Raw genomic sequence first — 19,686 nt, forward strand, 5'->3', positions numbered from 1 at the left:
CTGACCGGCCGTCATCTTCCGGCGCTACGCCCTGCGGGCCACTACCTCCTGGCTGACCGCCGCCAGGCGGTCCCAGTCGTCGGCCATCCCGGCGCGGCTGCCGATGTCCCGCATCACGGCGGTGAACAGGGCCCCCGACTTGATCAGCTGAGGACGGATGTGGCCGAACACCTCAAGGGTCACGATGCCGTACAGCTGTGCCCAGGACAGTTCGAACAGCCAGATCAGGCCCAGCCCGTCCGCGCCGAGGAGTCCGACGAGGTCGGGTCCGCCGTCCCCGCCGGGGGAGTGGACGGCCGCGAACGCGTCGTCGAGCTCCTCGGGGGCGGGCACGGGAAACGGGCGCTGCTGCGACAGTCTGACGAAGATCCCCCCGAAGAACTCGGCGAACTTCTGCACCCCGTCGGCGGCGCCCGTCGCGGTGGACGGCGCGAGCGGATTCAGCGGCTTGCCGGCCTCGGACCGAGTGACGTGCTCCCCCGAGAGGGAGTTCGTGTGGAACACCAGCTGGAACTCGTCGATGTGCTCCAGCGCCCAGCAGCGGAAGGCGGTGGCGGCCGCGACCATCTGCGCCGCGGGGTCGTCGTCGCCATAGGGCTGGGCCGTCGTGGACATCTCGTGGACGATCTCGGCGAAGATGTGGTTCGACAGGAGCTGGTTGAGCGCGGCGACGTTGCCGACGTACCGGTACAGCGCGGGCGCGGTGAAGCCCATCTCGGACGCCACGGCACGCAGCGTCACCTCGCGGCCCTCACGCAGCAGCGACCGGCCGGTCTGGACGATCTCATCGAGGGTGGACTGTCGCAGACGCTCCCTGCGGCTCAACGCCGGGCGCGTCGGCTCCACGCGCGCGGGATCGACCTGACTCATCCGGCACCTCCAAGTCCTTCACCGTCAAGGCGCGCAGAGGCAGGTATGCCCAGCTGCCGGATCCACGGTAACGCTTGACAACGCTCGTGAACACCGTTCACCGTTAATGCTAGTAACTGACCCAATACCCATACACGATCGCTACGCAACAAAACGGGGAGGGCGAACGTGCGAGGTATGACATCGGGACCAGCCCTGCTTCCGGAGCCCGAGTGGAGTCATCCACGGGATCGGGAGCATCAAGCCACCTACCGGGCCTACCTGTTCGGGCCCTTTCGGGTCTTCAAGGGGGAAGAGGTGCTCGGCCGGCGTCGGCAACGCCGGGAGAAGGCACTGTTGTTGCTCAAGTGGTTCCTGCTGAACCCCGGCAAGCCGGTGTCCATGGACCAGCTCATCGACCTCGGCTGGCAGGACACCGCCCCGGACAAGGCTGCCAGCGGCTTCCATGTCGGCATGCACTGCCTGCGGCGGATGCTCGAGCCGGATCTGCGGCCGGGGCAGGAGTCGTCCTTCATCCACCGCAGCGGCACCAACTTCTACCGCTTCGAAGCCGACGAAGGGTGGTGGAGCGACGTGCACGAGGTGGAGCGGCTCTTCGAACAGGCGCGCACCTGCGACGCCCGGGGGGACGCACGCCGTGCCTGCTTCTACTACAGCAGGGTCGCCGCCTACACCGTCCGCCGGTTCCTCGAGGGTGAGGAGGCCCAGCAGCAGTGGCTGGCCCCCTACCGCAGGCAGTACGAGGGGCTCTCCGCGCAGGCGTTGCTCCGCCTGATCCAGATCCACAGTGCACGAGGCGAGCTGGACGAGGCGCTGGAGTACGCCTACGAGAAGCTGCGGCTGGACCCGTACAACGAACTGGCCGTCACCACCATCATCGAGGCCCACCTCAAGCTCGGCCGGGCCGCGTATGCGCTGGACCAGCTGTCACTGTTCCTGCGGTCCGTCGAGCGCGACCTCGGCGCCGCGCCGGGCAGCCACCTGCTGGCGCTGCGGGAGCGGATCATGCATACGCCGCAGCTCGGCCGCGTTCCAGGGCGGCCGGCCCCCGCCCCGGCGCGGCGGGACGTCACCGCGGTGATCTGAGCAGACGTCACCGCAGTGATCCGAGTACCGCTCGGGTGCGGGCGGCAAGGGCCCTGGCGGGCGCCTGCCCCGACCGATCCACGGCGCGTTGACGTCCGTGGGCTTCGGAGCACGGCGCCCGGCCCGGCGCCATGACCCAGCGAGCACGACCCCGCGGTCAGGCCCCCGCGGTCACGATCCGGCCGCCCGGGCCTCCGCGGCGATGAACGGTGCCTGGTTGAAGATGATCCGCATATGCGTGATGGCGCCGTCTTTAACCGTCAGGCACTCTGCCCCGGGCGCGCTCTCGACCGGCAGCGTCCTGGTGTCGTACATCAGCAGCGCCGTCGTCTCGTCGCCGAAAGCGGCCAGCAGGCTGGAGTCGGTGAGAATGTGCGTGAAGGGCTCCATGAACCCCCTGAACGCGTCGGCGCCCTGGAGGCGTCCGGCCGGTGCCTCGCACACGATGTCGTCGTCGATGTAGGTCATGGCCCGGTCGAAGTCGTGACCGGTCCAGGCCCGGTGGTAGGCGAGGGCGGTCTCCAGGGCTGGGCTGGGTGCGTCGATCATGGCAGCTTCCTGTTGTGTCGAGGTGAACGCGCGGCGCTCGATCGAGAGTCGACCGCTGCCCCCTGCTCAACCGGGGCAGGCCCGCCGGGGACACGCCCCCCGCCGTCCGGGGCCGCCGAATGGCCCATGGGCGAAGGGGATCAATGCCCTCAGCTTGCACATGAAGTAAGTCCTCCGTAATCCCGCCACCGATAGTCATTTGGGATGAAGGGGGATGCATGACCCAACCAGCACGACATCGCATATCCGACCTGTCTGCGGAGAAGCGGGCCCTGCTCGCTCAGAAGCTCCGGACGCGTGTCGCCGGCGGCGCCACCAGGCCTGACCACTACGACGCCGTGATTCTGGGAGGCGGCGCCGCCGGCCTCACCCTGGCGCTCCACCTTCGCCGGGAGCGGCCGGGCATCCGGGTGCTGGTCGCCGAGAGGCAGCGGCACCCCGTGCCCGAGGCCACACACAAGGTCGGCGAATCGACCGTGGAGATCGCCGCCCACTACCTGCGGGACATCCTCGGACTCGGCGAGCACCTTCAGACACAGCAGATCCGCAAGTTCGGTCTGCGCATGTTCTTCAGCAGCGAGGACAACGCCGACATCGCCGAACGCGTGGAACTCGGCAGTTCGGTCTTCCCTCCGCTGGCCACCTATCAACTCGACCGAGGACGCCTGGAGAACGAACTCGGCGCGGCCTGTGCCCGGGACGGCGTCGAGTTCCTCCCGGGCAGCAAGGTCGTCGACGTCGCGTTCTCACCCGACGGGTCCCACCACGAGGTCCAGTTGCTCACGGACAGCGAGGCACACAGCGTCCGGGCCCGCTGGGTGATCGACGCCACCGGACGCGGCCGGCTCCTGCCACGCCGGTTCGGACTGCGCAAGGACGTGGGCCACAAGGCCAACGCCGCCTGGTTCAGGGTCGGGCACCCCATCGACCTCGGAACCTGGAGCGGCGACCAGGCATGGCACGCCCGGATCCGCGAGGGCCGGCGGGAACTGTCCACCAACCATCTGATGGGACCGGGCTACTGGGTCTGGCTCATCCGGCTCGCCTCCGGATCCATCAGCATCGGCATCGTCGCGGAGGCCGGCACGCACCGGTTCGACGACTTCAACACCCTTGAACGGGCCCTGGACTGGCTCGCCGAGCACGAACCGCAGTGCGCCCGGGCCGTCGAGGAACACCGCGACAAGATCCAGGACTTCCGGGTGATGAAGGACTACTCCTACAGCTGCGACCAGGTCTACGACGGCAGCGCACGCTGGTGCCTCACCGGCGAGTCCGGGATCTTCCTCGACCCGCTCTACTCACCGGGCCTGGATCTGATCGCCATCAGCAACGGACTGGCGGCCGACCTGGTCACCAGGTCCCTGGACGGCGAGGACGTATCGGCCCTGGCGTCCGTGCACGACTCGCTGTTCAGGCGTGTCACCGACATGTGGCTCGCCGTCTACGAGAACCAGTACGCGCTGATGGGCAACGCCCGCGTGATGGCCTCCAAGGTCATCTGGGACACCGCCTTCTACTGGGGGGTCTTCGGCCTGCTCTTCTTCCAGGACAAGTTCCGCACCGTGGCCGGCAGCCCCTCCGTGGCCGCCGACCTGGAACGCCTCACCGACATCAGCAACCGGGTCCAGACGTTCTTCCGCGAGTGGGCGGCCATCGACGACTCCCGTCTCGAGGCCAGGTTCGTCGACCTGTACTCCCCGCTGAACTTCATGGTGAAGCTGCACGCCGGCATGGCCGACGACCTGCCCGGCAGCAGGTTCCCCGAGCGCTTCTCGGACAACGCCAGGCTTCTGGCCCAACTGGCCGGGCAACTGGTCACCGCGGTCATCGACGCCCACGGCGACCGGTACGACGACGACCGCGTCATCGCCCAGGTCCAGTCCTGGCAGCGGGATCCCTTGATCACCGACCTGATCGCCACGCATCGGCGCGAGCGGCAGCACAACCCCACCAGTGAGGGCTGGATCGCCCTGCGCCCGTCCCGCCCGGGGGAGAACACGACAGGTCACGAACCGAACGGAGCGGACAGCATGGAAAAGCAGAGCAGCGAGGTGAGCTATGCCTGACATCTCCGAGCGCTTCGACGTGGCGATCCTCGGCGGCGGCATCGCCGGACTGACCCTGGCCCTCCAACTCAAGCGCACCGACCCCCGTCTCCAGGTCACCGTCCTCGAACGAGGGCGGCACCCGGTGCCCGAGGCCGCCCACAAGGTCGGCGAGTCCAGCGTCGAGGTCCAGGCACACTATCTGCGCGACGTCCTCGGCCTCGAAGAGCACCTCGAACGGGACCAGTTGCACAAGTTCGGCCTGCGGATGTTCCTCACCCACGCGGGCAACGAGGACATCGCCCGGCGTGTCGAGTACGGCCAGATCAGCGAGGCTCCGCTGGCCTCCTACCAGCTCGACCGCGGCCGGCTGGAGAACGCGCTCGGCACCATGGTCGCCGACCTCGGCGTCGACTTCCGCCAGCGCTGCAAGGTCCGCGACGTGCAGCTCGCCGACGGCGACGACGACCACGTCGTACGCGTCCTCGACGGCGAACACGAGCAAGAGCACGCGCTGCGGGCACGGTGGGTCGTCGACGCCACGGGACGCGCCGGCCTGCTCAAGCGCAAGCTGGGTCTGGCCAGGCCGGTCGGTCACCGGGCGAACGCCTCCTGGTTCCGCATCGAGCACGAGATCGACGTGCACCAGTGGTCCGACGACGAGCAGTGGCGGGCCCGGGTCGACGGCGGCCTGCGCCGGCTGTCCACCAACCACCTGATGGGACCCGGATACTGGGTCTGGCTCATTCCGCTCGCGTCGGGCTCGACGAGCGTCGGCATCGTCGCCGAGGACTCGGCCCACTCCTTCGAGGGGTTCAACACCCTCCAGCGGACCCTGGACTGGCTCGCCGAGCACGAGCCCCAGTGTGCGGCCGAGGTGCGGCGGCACCTGGAGAAGATCCAGGACTTCCGGGTGATGAAGGACTACGCCTACGGCTGCACGCAGGTGTACTCCGAGGACCGGTGGTGCCTGACCGGGGAGGCGGGGGTCTCGATCGACCCCCTCTACTCCTCCGGCGGCGACCTGATGGCGATCAGCAACGGCCTCATCACCGATCTCGTCACACGCGACAGCCGCGGCGAGGACGTGCGGGAGAAGGCCGTGGCCCACAACCAGGTCTACCTGGTGCTCAGCGAGATCTGGCTGGTCGCCTACGAGGGCCAGTACCCCGTCATGGGCAACCCGCAGGTGATGGTGGCGAAGGTCATCTGGGACACGATCATCTACTGGGCCGTGCCCGGCCTGCTGTTCTTCCACGACAAGTTCCGCCGCCTCGGCGCCAGCCCCGCGGCGTTCGCCAATCTCCAGCGCACATGGCTGCTCCACACGCGGGTCCAGCAGTTCCTCAGGGAGTGGCACCTCGTCAGCAACGAGCCCGCCTCCGACGTCTTCGCGGACCCGTACAGCCTGCTCGACTTCATCGTCGACCTGCACAACGGCATGGCGGCGGGCCTCGACGACGACGAGCTCGAGGAGCAGTTCGGACGCAATGTCGAGCTGCTGGAGCACATCGCGGGCCAGTTGGTCAGCACCGTCGTCGAGCGCCTCGAACAGCGCGGTGCCGACGACGCGGCCAAGGCCCGGATCGAGGAGTGGCGCCGCGACGAACTGCTGCGGGAGGCCGTCGAACGGTACAAGGAGCGCGACCCGGTCGACCCCATCGACAGCGCCTGGATCACCCTCGGCAGCCGGCCCGCGGCGGTGACGCCATGACCGACACCAGCGCAATGAACGACCGCGGCGCCGCGCGGACGGCGCCCGACGACCTCGTCGATGTCGCCGTCGTCGGTGGCGGCGCCGCCGGGCTGACCCTGGCCCTGCAACTGCTCGGGCAGCGCCCCGGCACCCGGATCGTGGTGCTGGAACGCCAGGGACACCCGGTGCCGGAGGCGACGCACAAGGTCGGGGAGTCCACTGTGGAGATCGCCGGCTACTACCTGCGGGAGGTCCTCGGGCTCGGACACCACCTGCAGTCCCAGCAGTTGAACAAGTACGGACTGCGGATGTTCTTCTCCAAGGACGGCAACGACGACATCACCCGCCGTGTGGAACTCGGCCACTCGGTCCGCCCGCCCGGCGCGGTCGGCACCTACCAGCTCGACCGCGGCCGCCTGGAGAACGCCCTGGGCCATGAACTTCTCGCCCGCGGAGTGCGGTTCCTGCCCGGGACGAAGGTCGAGAGCGTGGACCTGCAACCCGACGCCGAGCACCACCGGCTCCACGTCCGCACCGACGACGGCGCCACCCGGCAGATCCAGGCGAAGTGGGTCGTCGACGCCACCGGCCGGGCGTCCATCCTCAAGCGACGGCTCGGCCTCGCCAAGAAGGTCGGGCACCGGGCCAACGCCGTCTGGTTCCGCGTCGGCTGCTCCATCGACGTCGATCAGTGGTCCGACGACCCGGACTGGCACGCGCGGATCGAGGAGGGACGGCGGGAACTGTCCACGAACCACCTGATGGGCCCGGGCTACTGGGTCTGGTTGATCAGGCTCGCCTCCGGATCCACCAGCGTGGGCATCGTGACCGACCCGGACCTCCACGGGTTCGAGCAGCTCAACCGGTTCGAGCGCGCTCTGGAATGGCTCGACCGGCACGAGCCGCAGTGCGCCGGCATCGTCCGCCGGCACCGCGACAAGCTGCAGGACTTCCGCGTCATGAAGGACTACGCCTACAGCTGCGAGCAGGTCTTCTCCGCGGACCGCTGGTGCCTCGCCGGGGAGGCCGGCGTCTTCCTGGACCCCCTGTACTCCCCGGGGCTGGACCTGATCGCGATCAGCAACAGCCTGATCACGGACCTGGTCACGCACGCGCTCGACGGCGACGACAACACCGGGGAACGCGCCGCGATCCACAACCAGGTGTTTCTGCTGATCGCCGAGGGCTGGCTCAGCATCTACGAGAAGCAGTACGCGCTGATGGGCAACGCGCGGGTCATGCTCACCAAGGTGATCTGGGACACCGCCGTGTACTGGGCCGTTCCGGGGCTGCTGTACTTCCACGACGTGCTGCGGCACCTGGGCGACCGGCCCGACATGGTCGTCGGACTGGCCCGCTTCAGCACCGCCAGCCAGGAGGTCCAGCGCTTCTTCCGGGAATGGAGCGCGGTCGACGACGAGCCACGCGACCAGGCACCCTTCGTGCGCTTCTACGACTTCGACTTCATGAGCCGCCTCCACATCGGCATGACAGCGGGCCTCGCGGACTCGGACCTGGCCACACAGTTCGAGGCCAACATCCGTTTCATCGAGCGCCTGTCGGGCCAACTGGTCGCGACCGTGCTGGAGGAGTTCGAGGCCCAGCCCTGGAACCCGGCCAAGCGGGAGCAGGCGCGGCGCTGGCGGGCCGATGAGGCCCTGATGTCCCTCGTCGAAGTCCATCTGCGCGAACAGGAGTCGGCGCCGCTCGGTGACCAGTGGATCAGGCTCCGTCCGGCCGACGAGGCCGTCGGCACGGGGGAGTCCCGGTGACCGCCGCGCCGGGCGAGGGCGGCGCCCTGCGCGACCGCGTGGCACGCCTGCCCGACGACAAGCGCGCCCGCCTGCTGCGCCAACTGCGCGGCAGGCCGAACGCCCCCCAGGACGAGGGCAGCTGGTTCGTGCGGTACTCCGCCGCCGACGCGCCTGTGGTCCGGCTGTTCTGCTTCCCCTATGCCGGGGGCGGCGGTTCGGTGTTCCGCACGTGGAGCGAGGGGCTGCCCGCCGGCGTCGAGTTGTGGGCTGCCCAGCTGCCGGGCCGGGAGTCCCGGGTGGGCGAACCCGCCCTACGACAGCTGGATCCGCTGGTCGAGTCCCTGTACGAGGCCGTCCTGCCACGGCTGGACCTGCCGTACGCGTTCTTCGGTCACAGCATGGGCGCGCTGGTGGCGTTCGAGCTCACCCGGCGGCTGCGTCTCGCGGGGGCACCACAGCCGTCCCGGCTGCTCCTCGCCGCGTTCCGGGCGCCCCAGCTGCCCAACCCCAACATCAGGATCCATCACATGCCCGACGAAGTGCTCAAAACGGTGCTGCGCAAGGAGGGCACGCCCCCGGAGGTGCTCGACAACAGGGAGCTGATGAGGGCTCTGCTGCCCATGCTCCGGGCCGACTTCGAACTGTGCGACACCTATCGGTACCGCGACGAGCTCCCCTTGCCCATGCCCCTGTCGGTCTTCGGCGGTGACCAGGACGTGCGCGTCAGCCGCAGCGATCTCGACATGTGGCGGTCGCAGGCCGGCGGGCCGTTCCGGCTCGTCATGCTCCCGGGCTCTCACTTCTTCCTGCACAGCTCACAGGACCTGCTGCTGGCCGAACTCTCCCGGGAGCTCGGGGCGGCGGCCACTCGCACCGAGGAAGGAGAAAGGTGCCATGACTGACCGGCCGACGGACGAACCGGCACCGGAACCCATCGCCATCATCGGGATCGGTTGCCGCTTCCCAGGCGGGGCCACGACGCCCGCCGCCTTCTGGGAACTGCTGTGCAACGGAGTGGACGCCACCCGTGAAGTGCCCCCGGATCGCTGGGAAACCGGCAAGTTCCACGACCCGGACGGCGCCAAGCTCGGCAAGATGGCCACCCAGCGAGGCGGATTCCTCGACCGGATCGACGAGTTCGACGCCCAGTTCTTCGGGATCTCCCCGCGCGAGGCGATCTGGCTGGATCCCCAGCAGCGTCTTCTGCTCCACGCCGCGTGGGAGGCCCTGGAGGACGGCGGCCAGGTGTCCGCCCGGCTCGCCGGCAGCGACACGGGCGTCTTCATGGGCGGCTTCACGCTGGACTACCAGCTGCTCCAGAACTACGGCGTGCACAGCCGCTACGAGCTCCAGACGCACTCGGCCACCGGCATGATGATGACGATGCTGGCCAACCGGCTGTCGTACTCCTTCGACTTCCGGGGACCGAGCCTTGCCGTGGACACCGCGTGCTCAGGCTCCCTGGTGGCGGTGCACCTGGCGGCCCGGAGCCTGTGGAACGGCGAATGCTCCCTCGCCCTCGCGGGCGGCGTGAACGTCATGATCGCGCCGAACATGACCATCGCCGAATCCAAGGGCGGATTCCTGTCCCCCGACGGCCGCTGCAAGGCGTTCGACGCGTCCGCCGACGGATACGCGCGAGGCGAGGGCGCCGGCGTCGTGGTCCTCAAGCCGCTGGCACGAGCGCTGGCGGACCGCGACCCGGTCTACGCACTGATCCGGGGGACGGCCGTGTCCCAGGACGGACACAGCAACGGCATCACCGTCCCCAACGGTGACGCCCAGGAGGCGGCCATGCGCGCGGCCTGCCGGCAGGCCGGCGTCGCGCCGCGCACCGTCCAGTACGTCGAGGCACACGGCACCGGAACACCCGTCGGGGATCCCGTCGAGGCGGTTGCCATCGGCCGGGTCTTCTCCGAAGGACGCCCCACCCGTGACCGTGTGGTCATCGGGTCGGTCAAGACGAACATCGGGCACCTCGAGGCGGCGGCCGGAGTGGCGGGCCTGATCAAGACGGCACTGTCACTCAAGCACGGCCGCATCCCGGGGCAGCTGCATCACCACCGACCCAACCCGGCCATCCCGTTCGACGCCCTTCAGCTCCACGTCCAGACGGAGCTCGGCGACTGGCCGCAGGTACCCGGGCCACGCCTGGCCGGGGTCAACTCCTTCGGTTTCGGCGGTACGAACGCCCATGTGGTCCTCCAGGGCCCTCCCGCCGAGCGGCCGGTCGCGCCGCACGCCGACGACGACCGCCCGTACCTCGTCCCGCTGTCGGCCCGTAGCCCCGAGGCGCTGTCCGACATGGCGGCGGCCTTGGGGGAGACGCTGTCGGACAGCCCGCACGCCGTGCGGGACGTGGGCCATACGCGCGCGCTGCGGCGCACTCACCACGACCACCGGCTCGCGGTCGTCGCGGCGAGCGCGGCCGAGGCCGCCGAGAAGCTCGGCGCCTTCAGCGCGGGCCGCGAAGCCAAGGGTGTGTCCTCCGGTCGCGTCCAGGCCGGGAAACCGCCGAAGCTGGCCTTCGTCTGTTCCGGGATGGGCCCGCAGTGGTGGGCCATGGCCCGGCAGCTGCTGGACGGCGAGCCCGTCTTCCGGGCCGTCGTCGAACGATGCGACAGGGAGCTCGGCAAGTACACCGGCTGGTCACTGCTCGACGAACTCCTCGCCCCTGAGGAGCAGTCCCGCATGGCCGAGACCGAGGTCGCGCAACCGGCAAACCTCGCGGTCCAGCTGGGCCTGGCGGAGCTGTGGCGTTCCTGGGGCATCGAACCCGACGGGATCGTCGGGCACAGCACCGGGGAGGTCGCCGCGCAGTACCTGGCGGGCGTTCTCGGCTTCGAGGACGCCATCAAGGTGAACTACTACCGCAGCAGCCTCCAGCAGAGGGCCACGGGAAACGGCCGGATGCTCGCGGTGGGCATGACCCCCGAGACCCTGAACCAGGCCGTCGCGGACGCGGGGCCCCTGGTCTCGGTCGCGGCGGTCAACAGCCCGACCGCCGTCACGCTGGCCGGGGACGCGGCGATCCTCGAGGACATGGCGGCGCAGCTGGAGACCTTCGGGGTCTTCCACCGGTTCCTGACCGTCAAGGTGCCGTACCACAGCCACTACATGGACCCGTTGCGCGCAGACCTGGAGAAGGGGCTCGCCGACCTCCGCCCGTCATCCGCCGTCCTTCCTCTGTACTCGACCGTGACCGGCACGCGCATCGACGGCCGAGGCGCGGACGCGCACTACTGGTGGCAGAACGTTCGCGCGACAGTCCTGTTCGCGGCCGCCTTCCGCCAGATGGTGGCCGACGGATACACCCACTTCGTCGAACTCGGCCCCCACCCCGTGCTGGCCGGCTCCATGAGGGAACTGCTGGCGGAGCAGCAGCAGGACGGGCTGGTCGTCGCGTCCCTGCGCCGCGACGAATCCGACGACGTGGTACTCCTCGGTTCCCTCGGCACCCTCTACAGCCATGGCCACGAGATCCAGTGGGAGGCGTTCTACGGCGACGACGCCCGCCTGCTTCGACTGCCGCCCTACCCATGGCAGTTGAAGAGATACTGGAACGAATCGGTGGAGGCCCGGGAAGACCGCCACTACACGGAGGTCCACCCACTGCTGGGACAGCGGATGAACGCCGTCCATCCCACCTGGGAGCGGGAGCTCAACCCACGGCTCCTGCGCTACCTGGCCGACCACCGCGTCCAGGGAAACACCGTGCTTCCCGGCGCCGCGTTCATCGAACTGGCCCTGGCGGCGGCGGTCGAGGTGTACGGCGAGGGGGACCACGCCCTCGAGAACCTGGAGCTGCGCAAGGCTCTCGTGCTCCCCGACACGGCCGACCCGCGGGTGCGCACCACCCTCTACCCGGAGTCGGGCCGGGTCGAGGTCGCCGGCTTCGCGGCCACGCCCGGCGGCGACCGCACCTGGACGCTGCACGCGACAGCCCGGCTCAGCCGGCGCCCGCCCGTCCGCACCGCGCGCGACCTCGCCGGCGCACGCGGCGCCTGTGAGAAGCACGTGTCGCGCGCGGACTTCGACGGCCTCGTCCAGCAGATGGGCTTCGAGTACGGGCCGGCGTTCCAGGCGGTGGAGGAGATCGTCACCGGCCCGCGGGGGGCCGTCGGACGGGTGACCGTCCCCGCCTGCGTCCGCGACGAGCTGGGGACGTACCGGTTCCATCCCAGCCTGATCGACGCGGCGTTCCAGGTCCTGCTCACCTCCGCCGCGCCGGGAGTGACGGACGCGACGCTCCCGGCCAGTCCCTACCTGCCCGTGGGTGTCGACAGCGTCACCGTTCTCGGGCGCCCTGCCGACGAGATGTATGTCGTGGCCGAGGTCACCAGCGCCGACGCACGCGTCATCGTCAGCGACATCGCCCTCTGCGACGACCAGGGAAGGGTTCTCGTCGACATCCGCGGCTTCCGAGCGCAGTCCCTCGACGCCGCGGCCAGTCTCACCCCGGAACGTATCGACCAGGGCCTCTACGAAGTCCAGTGGCGCGAGTCGTCGCGCGAGGACGCCGCGGAGCCGGAAGCCGAGGGCGCAAGCGCGCGGGACGACGGCGAGGCGAGCACCTGGGTGCTCTTCACGGACGCGACCGGGGTGGGCTCCGAGGTGGCCCGGTTCCTCACGGAGGCCGGACGCCGCGTCGTCACCGTGGCCCCCGGCGAGGTCCCTGACCCCGTCGAGACGCCGGCCGGTGGCTATGTGATCGACCCCACCGACGTCGAGCACTACAAGCGGCTGCTGCGGAAAATCGCCCAGCAGACCGAGATCGGCAGGGTCCTGCACCTGTGGAGCCTCGATCTGCCCTTCGGCGAGGACATCTCGGTCACGGCGCTGCGGGACGCCCAGGACCTCGGCGTACTCTCGGTCCTGCACCTGATGCAGGCGCTCTCCGCCGAGGTCACCCAGCGGCTGCCGCGCGTATGGCTGGTCACCCGCACGGCACAGGCGGTCAAAGACAGCCCCCGGCCCCTGGCCCTGCCGCAATCCCCGATGTGGGGCATCGGCCGTGTCATCGGCCACCAGGAGTTCGCCGGGATGTGGGGCGGCATCGTCGACCTCGATGCCGGGCCGGAAACGGAGCAGGCGCGCCGTCTCGTCGAGGAGGTCAGCGCACCCAGCGGCGAGGATCAGGTCGCGTTCCGGGGCGTGCAGCGGTACGTCGCACGTCTGGCACCGGCCGGCGAGCACCTCACCCCGGCCTTCCCGACGACCCTGCGCGACGACGCGACCTACCTGGTCACGGGCGGCGCGGGAGCCCTCGGTTGCCTGGTCGCCCGGTTCCTGGCCGAGCGCGGGGCCCGCCACCTCGTCCTGATGGGGCGGACCTCCCTGCCCCCGCGCGACGCCTGGCACGACCTGCCCGCCCAGCACCCGCGGCGCGAACTGGTCGACGAACTGCTCCGCCTGGAACGCCGCGGCGTGTATGTCCACTACGCCGCGGTCGACTCCGCCGACGAGGCTCAGCTGCACGCCTGGTTCGCCGAACACCAGCGGCTCCAGCGGCCCCCGGTCGGGGGTGTCGTCCACGCCGCCGGGGTCGTCGAGGACGAGCTGATGCTCCGGATGAGCCGGGACACCTTCCAGCGGGTCATGCACCCCAAGGTCGGCGGCGGCTGGCTGCTGCACCGTCTGTTCGCCGACACGCCACTGGACTTCTTCGTCCTGTTCGGCTCGGTCGGATCGGTCATCGCATCCGCAGGCCAGGCCAACTACGCGTCCGCGAACGCCTTCCTCGACGCGCTGGCCCACCACCGCCGGTCCCTCGGTCTGCCCGCCCTGAGCATCGGCTGGGGGCCCTGGTCGGTCGGCATGGTGGAGCAGCTCAACCTGGAGCAGATGTACGCGCGACGGGGCATCGAGCTGATCACCCCCGAGGCCGGGGCACGCATCCTCGGCCGTCTCATCGGCCAGCGCCCGGCACACGTGGTGGCGATCACCGCCGACTGGGCGACCGCCCGGGCGACCTCGATGGGAGGACAGCTCCCGCCCCTGTTCGCCGAGCTCGGCACGGAACAGGCCGACCTGCACGGCGAGGACGACGTGGCCGACGCCGGCGCCGTGCTCGACGCTCTGTGCCGCACGCCCGAGGCGCACCGCCTGGACGCGCTCGCGGAGCACCTGCACGACATCGTCGCGCTGGTGCTCAAGCTGGATCCGGCGGAGTTCGGCCACGAGGAGAACCTCAGCAACCTCGGCGTCGACTCCCTGATGGCCGTCGAGATCAAGCACCGCATCGACGCCACCCTGCGCGCCGACGTCTCGGTCCTGGACCTTCTCCAGGGGGTGACCGTCCTCGGCCTCGCCCACCGGATCCTGCCGCTGCTCGCCCTGGAGAAACCCGTCGAACAGGACCTCGCCGGACCGGCCACACCCCAACCGGACCCCCCGGGCGAGGGACCCCAGGAGGAGGAACTCGCCGCCCTGCTCGCGCGGGTCCCGCCCGACGAACTCGAGCAACTCCTCGACGAACTGGAGCAGGCACCCTCCGAGAAAGCCTCCGAGCACCCGACGGGAGCGATGAACCATGACACTGTCGCTTAGCAGACTGCGTCGCGCCGTGATGGGCGTCCCGGACGCGGAGGCGACCGCCTTCAGCCGCGGCGACACCCCGACCTGGAAACACCTCGAGACCGTCGTACACACTGCCGTCGGCGGCTATCACGCGGTCCTCGACGGCAGCCGCTTCGACGACCTCGTCCCCCGCCTGGACCGGACCCCCCTGGAGTTCCGCGGATACGCCTACGAAGGCGCCGCCATGGGACTGACCGGCCTCGACTGCTTCCTGCCGGGCGCATCCCGGCTCCAGGCCTATATGGACGGTCCCGGGAACCCGCACATCTACATGGTCCACATCGGGGCGGGGGAGGCGCTGGCCAGGCTGCGCCGCAAACCGGACCCCTTCATGCGCCGCCTGACCGATCCCGCGCTGCGCTGGCTGGTGATGGACGGCTACGGCTTCCACGAAGGCTTCTTCAAGCAGCGCCGGTTCGTGGAACGGCAACAGGTCCCCGTACATCTGTCGCCCTTCGCCCGGCGCGTCTTCGACCAGGGAGTGGGGCGGAGCATCTGGTTCACCTCCGGCGCCGACGTCGACCGGATCGCTTCGACCATCGCCGCGTTCCCGGCGCACCGGCACGCCGATCTGTGGCTGGGCATCGGCGTGGCCTGCGGGTATGTCGGCGGGGTCGGCAGGCCCACCGTCGAGGCGCTGCGCGTGGCCGCCGGGCGGCACACCTCGCGTATGGCCGTGGGAACGGCGTTCGTGGCCAAGGGCCGCCTGCGCGCCGGCAACCTGATACCCGACACCGAGCTGGCCTGTGAGGTGCTGTGCGGCGTCTGCGCCCAGGATGCCGCCCGACTCGTCGACCGGGCCTTCGAGGATCTGCCCGACACCCGGTCCGCGCCCGCGTACGACACGCTTCAGCGGCGACTGGAGACCAGCCTCGCCGTCACTCCCTCGACGAAGGGGAACACGGCATGAGCGTGCTGGGTGCTGTGATGAGGCCGCTGTTCGAGGTCGCCCCGTCGGATTTCCCCGCCTCGGTGGGTACGGGAGCCGGCGCGGAGCGGCTCAGCAGGGTCGTGTTCACCGTCACGGAGTGCTGCGAGCTCACGCTCCTCAACCGCCGAGAGGCAGCCCTGGTGCCCAAGCTGGACGCGTACCCCGAGGAGTTGCGGGGGTTCGCCTACGAGGGAGCGGGGGTCGGGCTCGCGGCGCTGGACCAGCTGCTGCCGTGGAAACAGCGCACCCGCCGCTTCGTCGACCGGGCGGCGAGCGAGTACGTCTTCGCGGTCTACCTCGGCGCGGGCATGGGCCTCGCACGGTTGCGCCGCAACCCGGAACCGTTCCGCCGGCGCCTGCGGGACGACGTGTTCAACTGGGCCGTCCTCGACGGATACGGCTTCCACGAGGGCTTCTTCGCCTACCGCCGCCATGTGCAGGAGCGTGCCACGCCGAGACATCTCAGTGGCTACGGACTGAGCGCCTTCGACCACGGACTGGGACGCAGCATCTGGTTCGCCACGGGCACGGACGTCGAGCGGGTCGCGGCGACCATCGAGGCCTTCCCCGCGTCACGCCGGGGCGATCTGTGGGCCGGTGTCGGTCTGGCCTGCGGGTACACAGGCGGGGTCGACGAACCGACCATCGAGGCGCTGCGCAATCGTGCGGACGGCTGCCGGAGCCGGCTCGCCGAAGGCGTGATCGTCGCGGCCAGAGCCCGGCACCAGGTGGGCAATCCGGCCGAGCACAACGAGGTCGCCTGTCGGGTGATCTGCGAAGTCGACAGCGGCAAGGCCGCGGAGATCGCCGCCGCGGCCCTGGTCGACCTCCCCACCGACGACGTCGAACCGGCCTATGAGATCTGGCGCCGACGCATTCGCCGGCAGTTCACCTGAGTCACATCCACCATCCGAGACTTCGGGGGCAACGTGTCCAACTCGGAAATCGCCGTTCTCTTCTTCCTGCAGCTGACCGCCATCCTCGCGGCCTGCCGTCTGGTCGGCCTGCTCGTCCGGAGGATGGGGCAGCCGCAGGTCGTGGGCGAGATGATCGCCGGCGTCCTGCTGGGGCCGTCCCTGCTGGGGCTGCTGGTCCCGCACTGGCAGGAGAAGCTGTTCCCCACCGGCCCGTCCATGACCATGATCTACGTGGTCTCCCAGGTCGGACTGGTGCTGTACATGTTCCTGGTCGGCCTGGAGTTCGACACCGGGCTGATCCGTCACCGAATCCCCAGCGCCGTGTCGATCTCCCTGTCCGGGATCTTCGCGCCGCTCGTGCTGGGCGCCCTGACCGCGGTGCTGCTCGTGCGACAGGACGGCACGTTCTTCACCGAGGGCGTCGCGACCTGGCAGGCCATGCTGTTCATGGGATCGGCCATCGCCATCACCGCCTTCCCGATGCTCGCCCGCATCATCTTCGAGCGTCGGCTGACGGGGACTTCGCTGGGCACCCTCGCACTGGCGGCCGGAGCCACGGACGACGCGGTCTCCTGGTGCCTGCTCGCGGTCGTCCTCGCCGTGTTCAAGAACGACACACAGATCGCCCTCCTGGCCATCGGCGGTGGCGTCCTCTACGCCGCTTTCGTGCTGACCGTCGGCAAGCGGCTGCTGAGCCGACTGGGCACCAAGGCCGAGCGGGAAGGCGGCGTGAGCTCGCCGCTCATGGCGCTGGTGCTGACGCTGCTCATGCTGGCGGCCTGGTTCACCGACTATGTCGGTATCTACGCGGTGTTCGGCGCCTTCATCCTCGGCGCGGCGATGCCCCGCGGTGTCTTCGCCGAGCGCATACGCCGCGCCTTCGAGCCGCTCACCACCCATCTGCTGCTGCCGCTCTTCTTCGTGTTCTCCGGCCTGAACACCGAGATCGGCCTCGTCAACAGCGTCACGCTGTGGGGAGTCGCGCTGCTCATCCTGCTGGTCTCCGTACTGGGCAAGGGCGTCGCCTGCTGGTTCGCGGCCCGGCTCAACAGCGAGCCGCAGCGGGAGGCCCTGGCGCTGGGAAGCCTGATGAACGCGCGGGGCCTCATGGAGCTCATCCTGCTCAACATCGGGCTCCAGGCCGGCCTGATCACCCCGACCCTGTTCACCATCCTGGTCTTCATGGCCATCGCGACCACGCTCATGGCCACCCCGCTGTTCGAGCTCGTCTACGGCAGGTTCCGCCCCCGGCCCGCTCCCGTCCCCGGAGCCGCCGCAGGGGCTGTCACGAGCCTTGCCGAGGCGGGAGGAGGTCCGCGATGACCCTGCCCCTCGGCACGCTGCTCAAGCCGATCTTCCCGCTGTCCGCCGAGTCCTTCCCCAAGATGGCGGCCGAACGCTTCGGCGCCCAGGAGGACATGGACGAGACCTGGCGCATGTTCGAGCCGGTCGCCCGCACCCTGGTGGACAGCTTCTACCTGACGCTGAACCACCCACGCCACGAGGACCTGGCCCCACGGCTGAACGCGACGCCGCCCGAACTGCGGGGGATCGCCTACGAGGGCGCCGGCATGGGGCTGATGTTGCTGGACAGCCTCGCCCCGTACAAAAAGCGGCTGCCCGCTTTCATCCACGGCCCCGGCGCGCCCTACCGGTGCCTGGTCTACATCGGTGCGGGACTCGTCCTGCCTCGTGTCCCCGTCGGCCCGCAGCGCTTCCTCGCCCGTCAGGACCCCTTCCTGCGCTGGCTGGTGATGGACGGCTACGGCTTCTACGAGGGGTTCTTCTCCTGGCGTGACACGGTCGAGCGGCGCCGGCCCCCGCGCCGGATCCACGGATACGCGGCCCGCGCCTTCGACCAGGGCCTGGGGCGCAGCCTGTGGTTCTCCACCGGCGCCAATGTCGAGCGGATCATCGACACGGTGACCTCCTTCCCTTCCCGGCGGCAGGGGGACATCTGGAGCGGCATCGGCCTGGCCTGCGCATACGCCGCGGGCGTCATGGACCGCAACGCCGTCGTCACCCTCCTGAAGGCGGCAGGCGGCCATGGAGCCGACCTCGCCACAGGCACCGCGGTCGCATCGATCTTCCGTGAACAGTCCGGCCAGCCGGCCCCGCACACCGACCTGGCGTGCGGGGTCGTGTGGGGCAGGGGAGGGGCGGAGGTCGCCGCCCTCGCCCACGAGGCCGGCCGGCGCCTGGGCCGAGCGGGCACCGACGACCGATCGAACCCGGAACCCGCCTACGCGCGGTGGCGCCAGGAGATCCGGGCCGCCTGGCTCAGCACCTCGATCCCGGTCGCGGGAGTGAAGGAGTTCGGCACATGACCACTGTCGGAGCGGCCCGCAGGCGGCTGTTCGGAATCCCGTCCGCCAAAGCGGTGTTCTCCCGGCCCGGGTTCGCTCCGGAGGCATGGGAGCGGTTCGCACCGGTGGCGACCTCTCTCATGGAGGGCTACCACGCGGCACTCGAGGACCCCAGGATGCCGGTTCTCGCAGCGCGTCTGGAGGCGATCGAACCATCGCTGCAAGGGTTCGCCTACGAAGGCGCGGGCATGGGGCTGGCAGCACTGGACGCCGCCGCGCCCTGGAAGCGGCGGCTCGAGGCCTTCGCCGCCGGGCCCGGCGCTCGCCATGTCTACCCGGTCTACGTCGGGGTGGGCCTCGCCTACGCCCGGCTGAGGCGAACCCCGGAAAGCCAACTGGCCGCACTCGACCCGCTGCTGGGCTGGGTGACGGCCGACGGCTACGGATTCCACGAGGCCTTCTTCAGGCGTCGGCGCTACGTCGAGCAGCACGCCGTACCGACGCGGCTCTCCCGGCACGGCCGGCAGTACTTCGACCAGGGAGTGGGCCGCGCGCTGTGGTTCTCCAACGGCGGGGTGGTCGACCGTGTCACCCGGCTCGTCGCCGGATTCCAGCCCGACCGGCACGCGGACCTGTGGAGCGGCATCGGCCTCGCATCCGCCTACGGCGGTGGCGTGGACGAGGCCGCCCTGCGCGCGGTCCTCGCCCACGCATCCGCCTACCGGCCACAACTGGCCCGCGGTGCGGCGACCGCCGCGTGGGGACGCCGCACCGCGGGTAACCCGGCCGCGCACACCGACCTCGCCTGCCGGATCTTCTGCGAAAGCGGCAGCGATGACGCGGCCGACGTCGTCGAGGAAGCAGCACGCGACCTGCCCGTGATCAGCGTGGAACCCCGCTATGAGATCTGGCGCAGGCGCACCGAAGACCGGTTCGCGGCCTGAGCGACC

The 19,686-nt window shown here is 70.0% G+C and carries 13 protein-coding genes; 11 read left to right on the forward strand and 2 right to left on the reverse strand.

Annotation, left to right across the window (positions count from 1 at the left end):
• Window positions 1-24 precede the first annotated feature (24 nt).
• On the reverse strand, window positions 25-870 hold the full coding sequence (locus ACFZDA_RS15350) for a WHG domain-containing protein (protein ID WP_391080534.1): 846 nt from the start codon (window positions 868-870) through the stop codon (window positions 25-27).
• A gap of 177 nt (window positions 871-1,047) precedes the next feature.
• Between ACFZDA_RS15350 and ACFZDA_RS15355 the strand changes: the two genes are divergently transcribed.
• Window positions 1,048-1,956 carry a BTAD domain-containing putative transcriptional regulator gene (locus ACFZDA_RS15355; RefSeq protein ID WP_391080536.1) on the forward strand — a complete coding sequence of 303 codons (909 nt, stop codon included), beginning with the start codon at window positions 1,048-1,050 and terminating at the stop codon, window positions 1,954-1,956.
• Window positions 1,957-2,127: 171 nt separating this feature from the next.
• On the opposite strand, the gene ACFZDA_RS15360 is transcribed toward ACFZDA_RS15355, so the two are convergent.
• Entirely contained in the window at window positions 2,128-2,505 is a 378-nt protein-coding gene (locus ACFZDA_RS15360; protein WP_391080539.1) for a nuclear transport factor 2 family protein, read from the reverse strand.
• A gap of 218 nt (window positions 2,506-2,723) precedes the next feature.
• On the opposite strand from ACFZDA_RS15360, the gene ACFZDA_RS15365 reads away from it, so the two are divergent.
• Genes ACFZDA_RS15365 through ACFZDA_RS15410 form a run of 10 tightly spaced genes read left to right on the forward strand, consistent with a single transcriptional unit; the run spans window position 2,724 to window position 19,680 of the window.
• Window positions 2,724-4,574: an FAD-dependent oxidoreductase gene (locus tag ACFZDA_RS15365; RefSeq protein WP_391080542.1), complete on the forward strand. Its 1,851-nt coding sequence runs from the start codon at window positions 2,724-2,726 to the stop codon at window positions 4,572-4,574.
• A complete protein-coding gene (locus ACFZDA_RS15370; RefSeq protein WP_391080545.1) occupies window positions 4,567-6,267 on the forward strand; it encodes an FAD-dependent oxidoreductase in 1,701 nt (566 codons plus the stop codon). The genes ACFZDA_RS15365 and ACFZDA_RS15370 overlap by 8 nt, the downstream gene beginning before the upstream one ends.
• The gene (locus tag ACFZDA_RS15375; protein WP_391080548.1) at window positions 6,264-8,021 is read left to right on the forward strand and encodes an FAD-dependent monooxygenase; all 1,758 of its coding nucleotides are present in this window, start codon (window positions 6,264-6,266) and stop codon (window positions 8,019-8,021) included. Before ACFZDA_RS15370 ends, ACFZDA_RS15375 begins: the two co-directional genes overlap by 4 nt.
• Complete coding sequence (locus ACFZDA_RS15380; RefSeq protein WP_391080551.1) at window positions 8,018-8,905, forward strand: alpha/beta fold hydrolase; 888 nt, start codon at window positions 8,018-8,020, stop codon at window positions 8,903-8,905. The genes ACFZDA_RS15375 and ACFZDA_RS15380 overlap by 4 nt, the downstream gene beginning before the upstream one ends.
• Window positions 8,898-14,552 (forward strand): beta-ketoacyl synthase N-terminal-like domain-containing protein, encoded by a 5,655-nt coding sequence (locus ACFZDA_RS15385; RefSeq protein ID WP_391080554.1) that lies wholly within the window; start codon window positions 8,898-8,900, stop codon window positions 14,550-14,552. The genes ACFZDA_RS15380 and ACFZDA_RS15385 overlap by 8 nt, the downstream gene beginning before the upstream one ends.
• Window positions 14,536-15,492 carry a DUF1702 family protein gene (locus ACFZDA_RS15390; protein ID WP_391080556.1) on the forward strand — a complete coding sequence of 319 codons (957 nt, stop codon included), beginning with the start codon at window positions 14,536-14,538 and terminating at the stop codon, window positions 15,490-15,492. Before ACFZDA_RS15385 ends, ACFZDA_RS15390 begins: the two co-directional genes overlap by 17 nt.
• Window positions 15,489-16,409, forward strand: a complete 921-nt coding sequence (locus ACFZDA_RS15395; RefSeq protein ID WP_391080559.1) for a DUF1702 family protein — start codon at window positions 15,489-15,491, stop codon at window positions 16,407-16,409. Before ACFZDA_RS15390 ends, ACFZDA_RS15395 begins: the two co-directional genes overlap by 4 nt.
• A 33-nt stretch (window positions 16,410-16,442) precedes the next feature.
• Window positions 16,443-17,753, forward strand: coding sequence for a cation:proton antiporter (locus ACFZDA_RS15400; RefSeq protein WP_391080561.1), 1,311 nt, complete (start codon window positions 16,443-16,445; stop codon window positions 17,751-17,753).
• On the forward strand, window positions 17,750-18,757 hold the full coding sequence (locus tag ACFZDA_RS15405; RefSeq protein WP_391080563.1) for a DUF1702 family protein: 1,008 nt from the start codon (window positions 17,750-17,752) through the stop codon (window positions 18,755-18,757). Before ACFZDA_RS15400 ends, ACFZDA_RS15405 begins: the two co-directional genes overlap by 4 nt.
• Window positions 18,754-19,680, forward strand: coding sequence for a DUF1702 family protein (locus ACFZDA_RS15410; RefSeq protein WP_391080566.1), 927 nt, complete (start codon window positions 18,754-18,756; stop codon window positions 19,678-19,680). The genes ACFZDA_RS15405 and ACFZDA_RS15410 overlap by 4 nt, the downstream gene beginning before the upstream one ends.
• The last annotated feature ends 6 nt before the right edge of the window (window positions 19,681-19,686 follow it).

Origin of the sequence: Streptomyces sp. NPDC007991, assembly GCF_042958445.1 — a bacterium.
Lineage (GTDB): Bacteria > Actinomycetota > Actinomycetes > Streptomycetales > Streptomycetaceae > Streptomyces.

Bases quoted from the DNA above. Each gene is read 5' to 3' on its own strand.
- ACFZDA_RS15350 (WP_391080534.1), bottom strand. From the start codon at position 870: ATGAGTCAGGTCGATCCCGCGCGCGTGGAGCCGACGCGCCCGGCGTTG.
- ACFZDA_RS15355 (WP_391080536.1), top strand. From the start codon at position 1,048: ATGACATCGGGACCAGCCCTGCTTCCGGAGCCCGAGTGGAGTCATCCA.
- ACFZDA_RS15360 (WP_391080539.1), bottom strand. From the start codon at position 2,505: ATGATCGACGCACCCAGCCCAGCCCTGGAGACCGCCCTCGCCTACCAC.
- ACFZDA_RS15365 (WP_391080542.1), top strand. From the start codon at position 2,724: ATGACCCAACCAGCACGACATCGCATATCCGACCTGTCTGCGGAGAAG.
- ACFZDA_RS15370 (WP_391080545.1), top strand. From the start codon at position 4,567: ATGCCTGACATCTCCGAGCGCTTCGACGTGGCGATCCTCGGCGGCGGC.
- ACFZDA_RS15375 (WP_391080548.1), top strand. From the start codon at position 6,264: ATGACCGACACCAGCGCAATGAACGACCGCGGCGCCGCGCGGACGGCG.
- ACFZDA_RS15385 (WP_391080554.1), top strand. From the start codon at position 8,898: ATGACTGACCGGCCGACGGACGAACCGGCACCGGAACCCATCGCCATC.
- ACFZDA_RS15390 (WP_391080556.1), top strand. From the start codon at position 14,536: ATGACACTGTCGCTTAGCAGACTGCGTCGCGCCGTGATGGGCGTCCCG.
- ACFZDA_RS15395 (WP_391080559.1), top strand. From the start codon at position 15,489: ATGAGCGTGCTGGGTGCTGTGATGAGGCCGCTGTTCGAGGTCGCCCCG.
- ACFZDA_RS15405 (WP_391080563.1), top strand. From the start codon at position 17,750: ATGACCCTGCCCCTCGGCACGCTGCTCAAGCCGATCTTCCCGCTGTCC.
- ACFZDA_RS15410 (WP_391080566.1), top strand. From the start codon at position 18,754: ATGACCACTGTCGGAGCGGCCCGCAGGCGGCTGTTCGGAATCCCGTCC.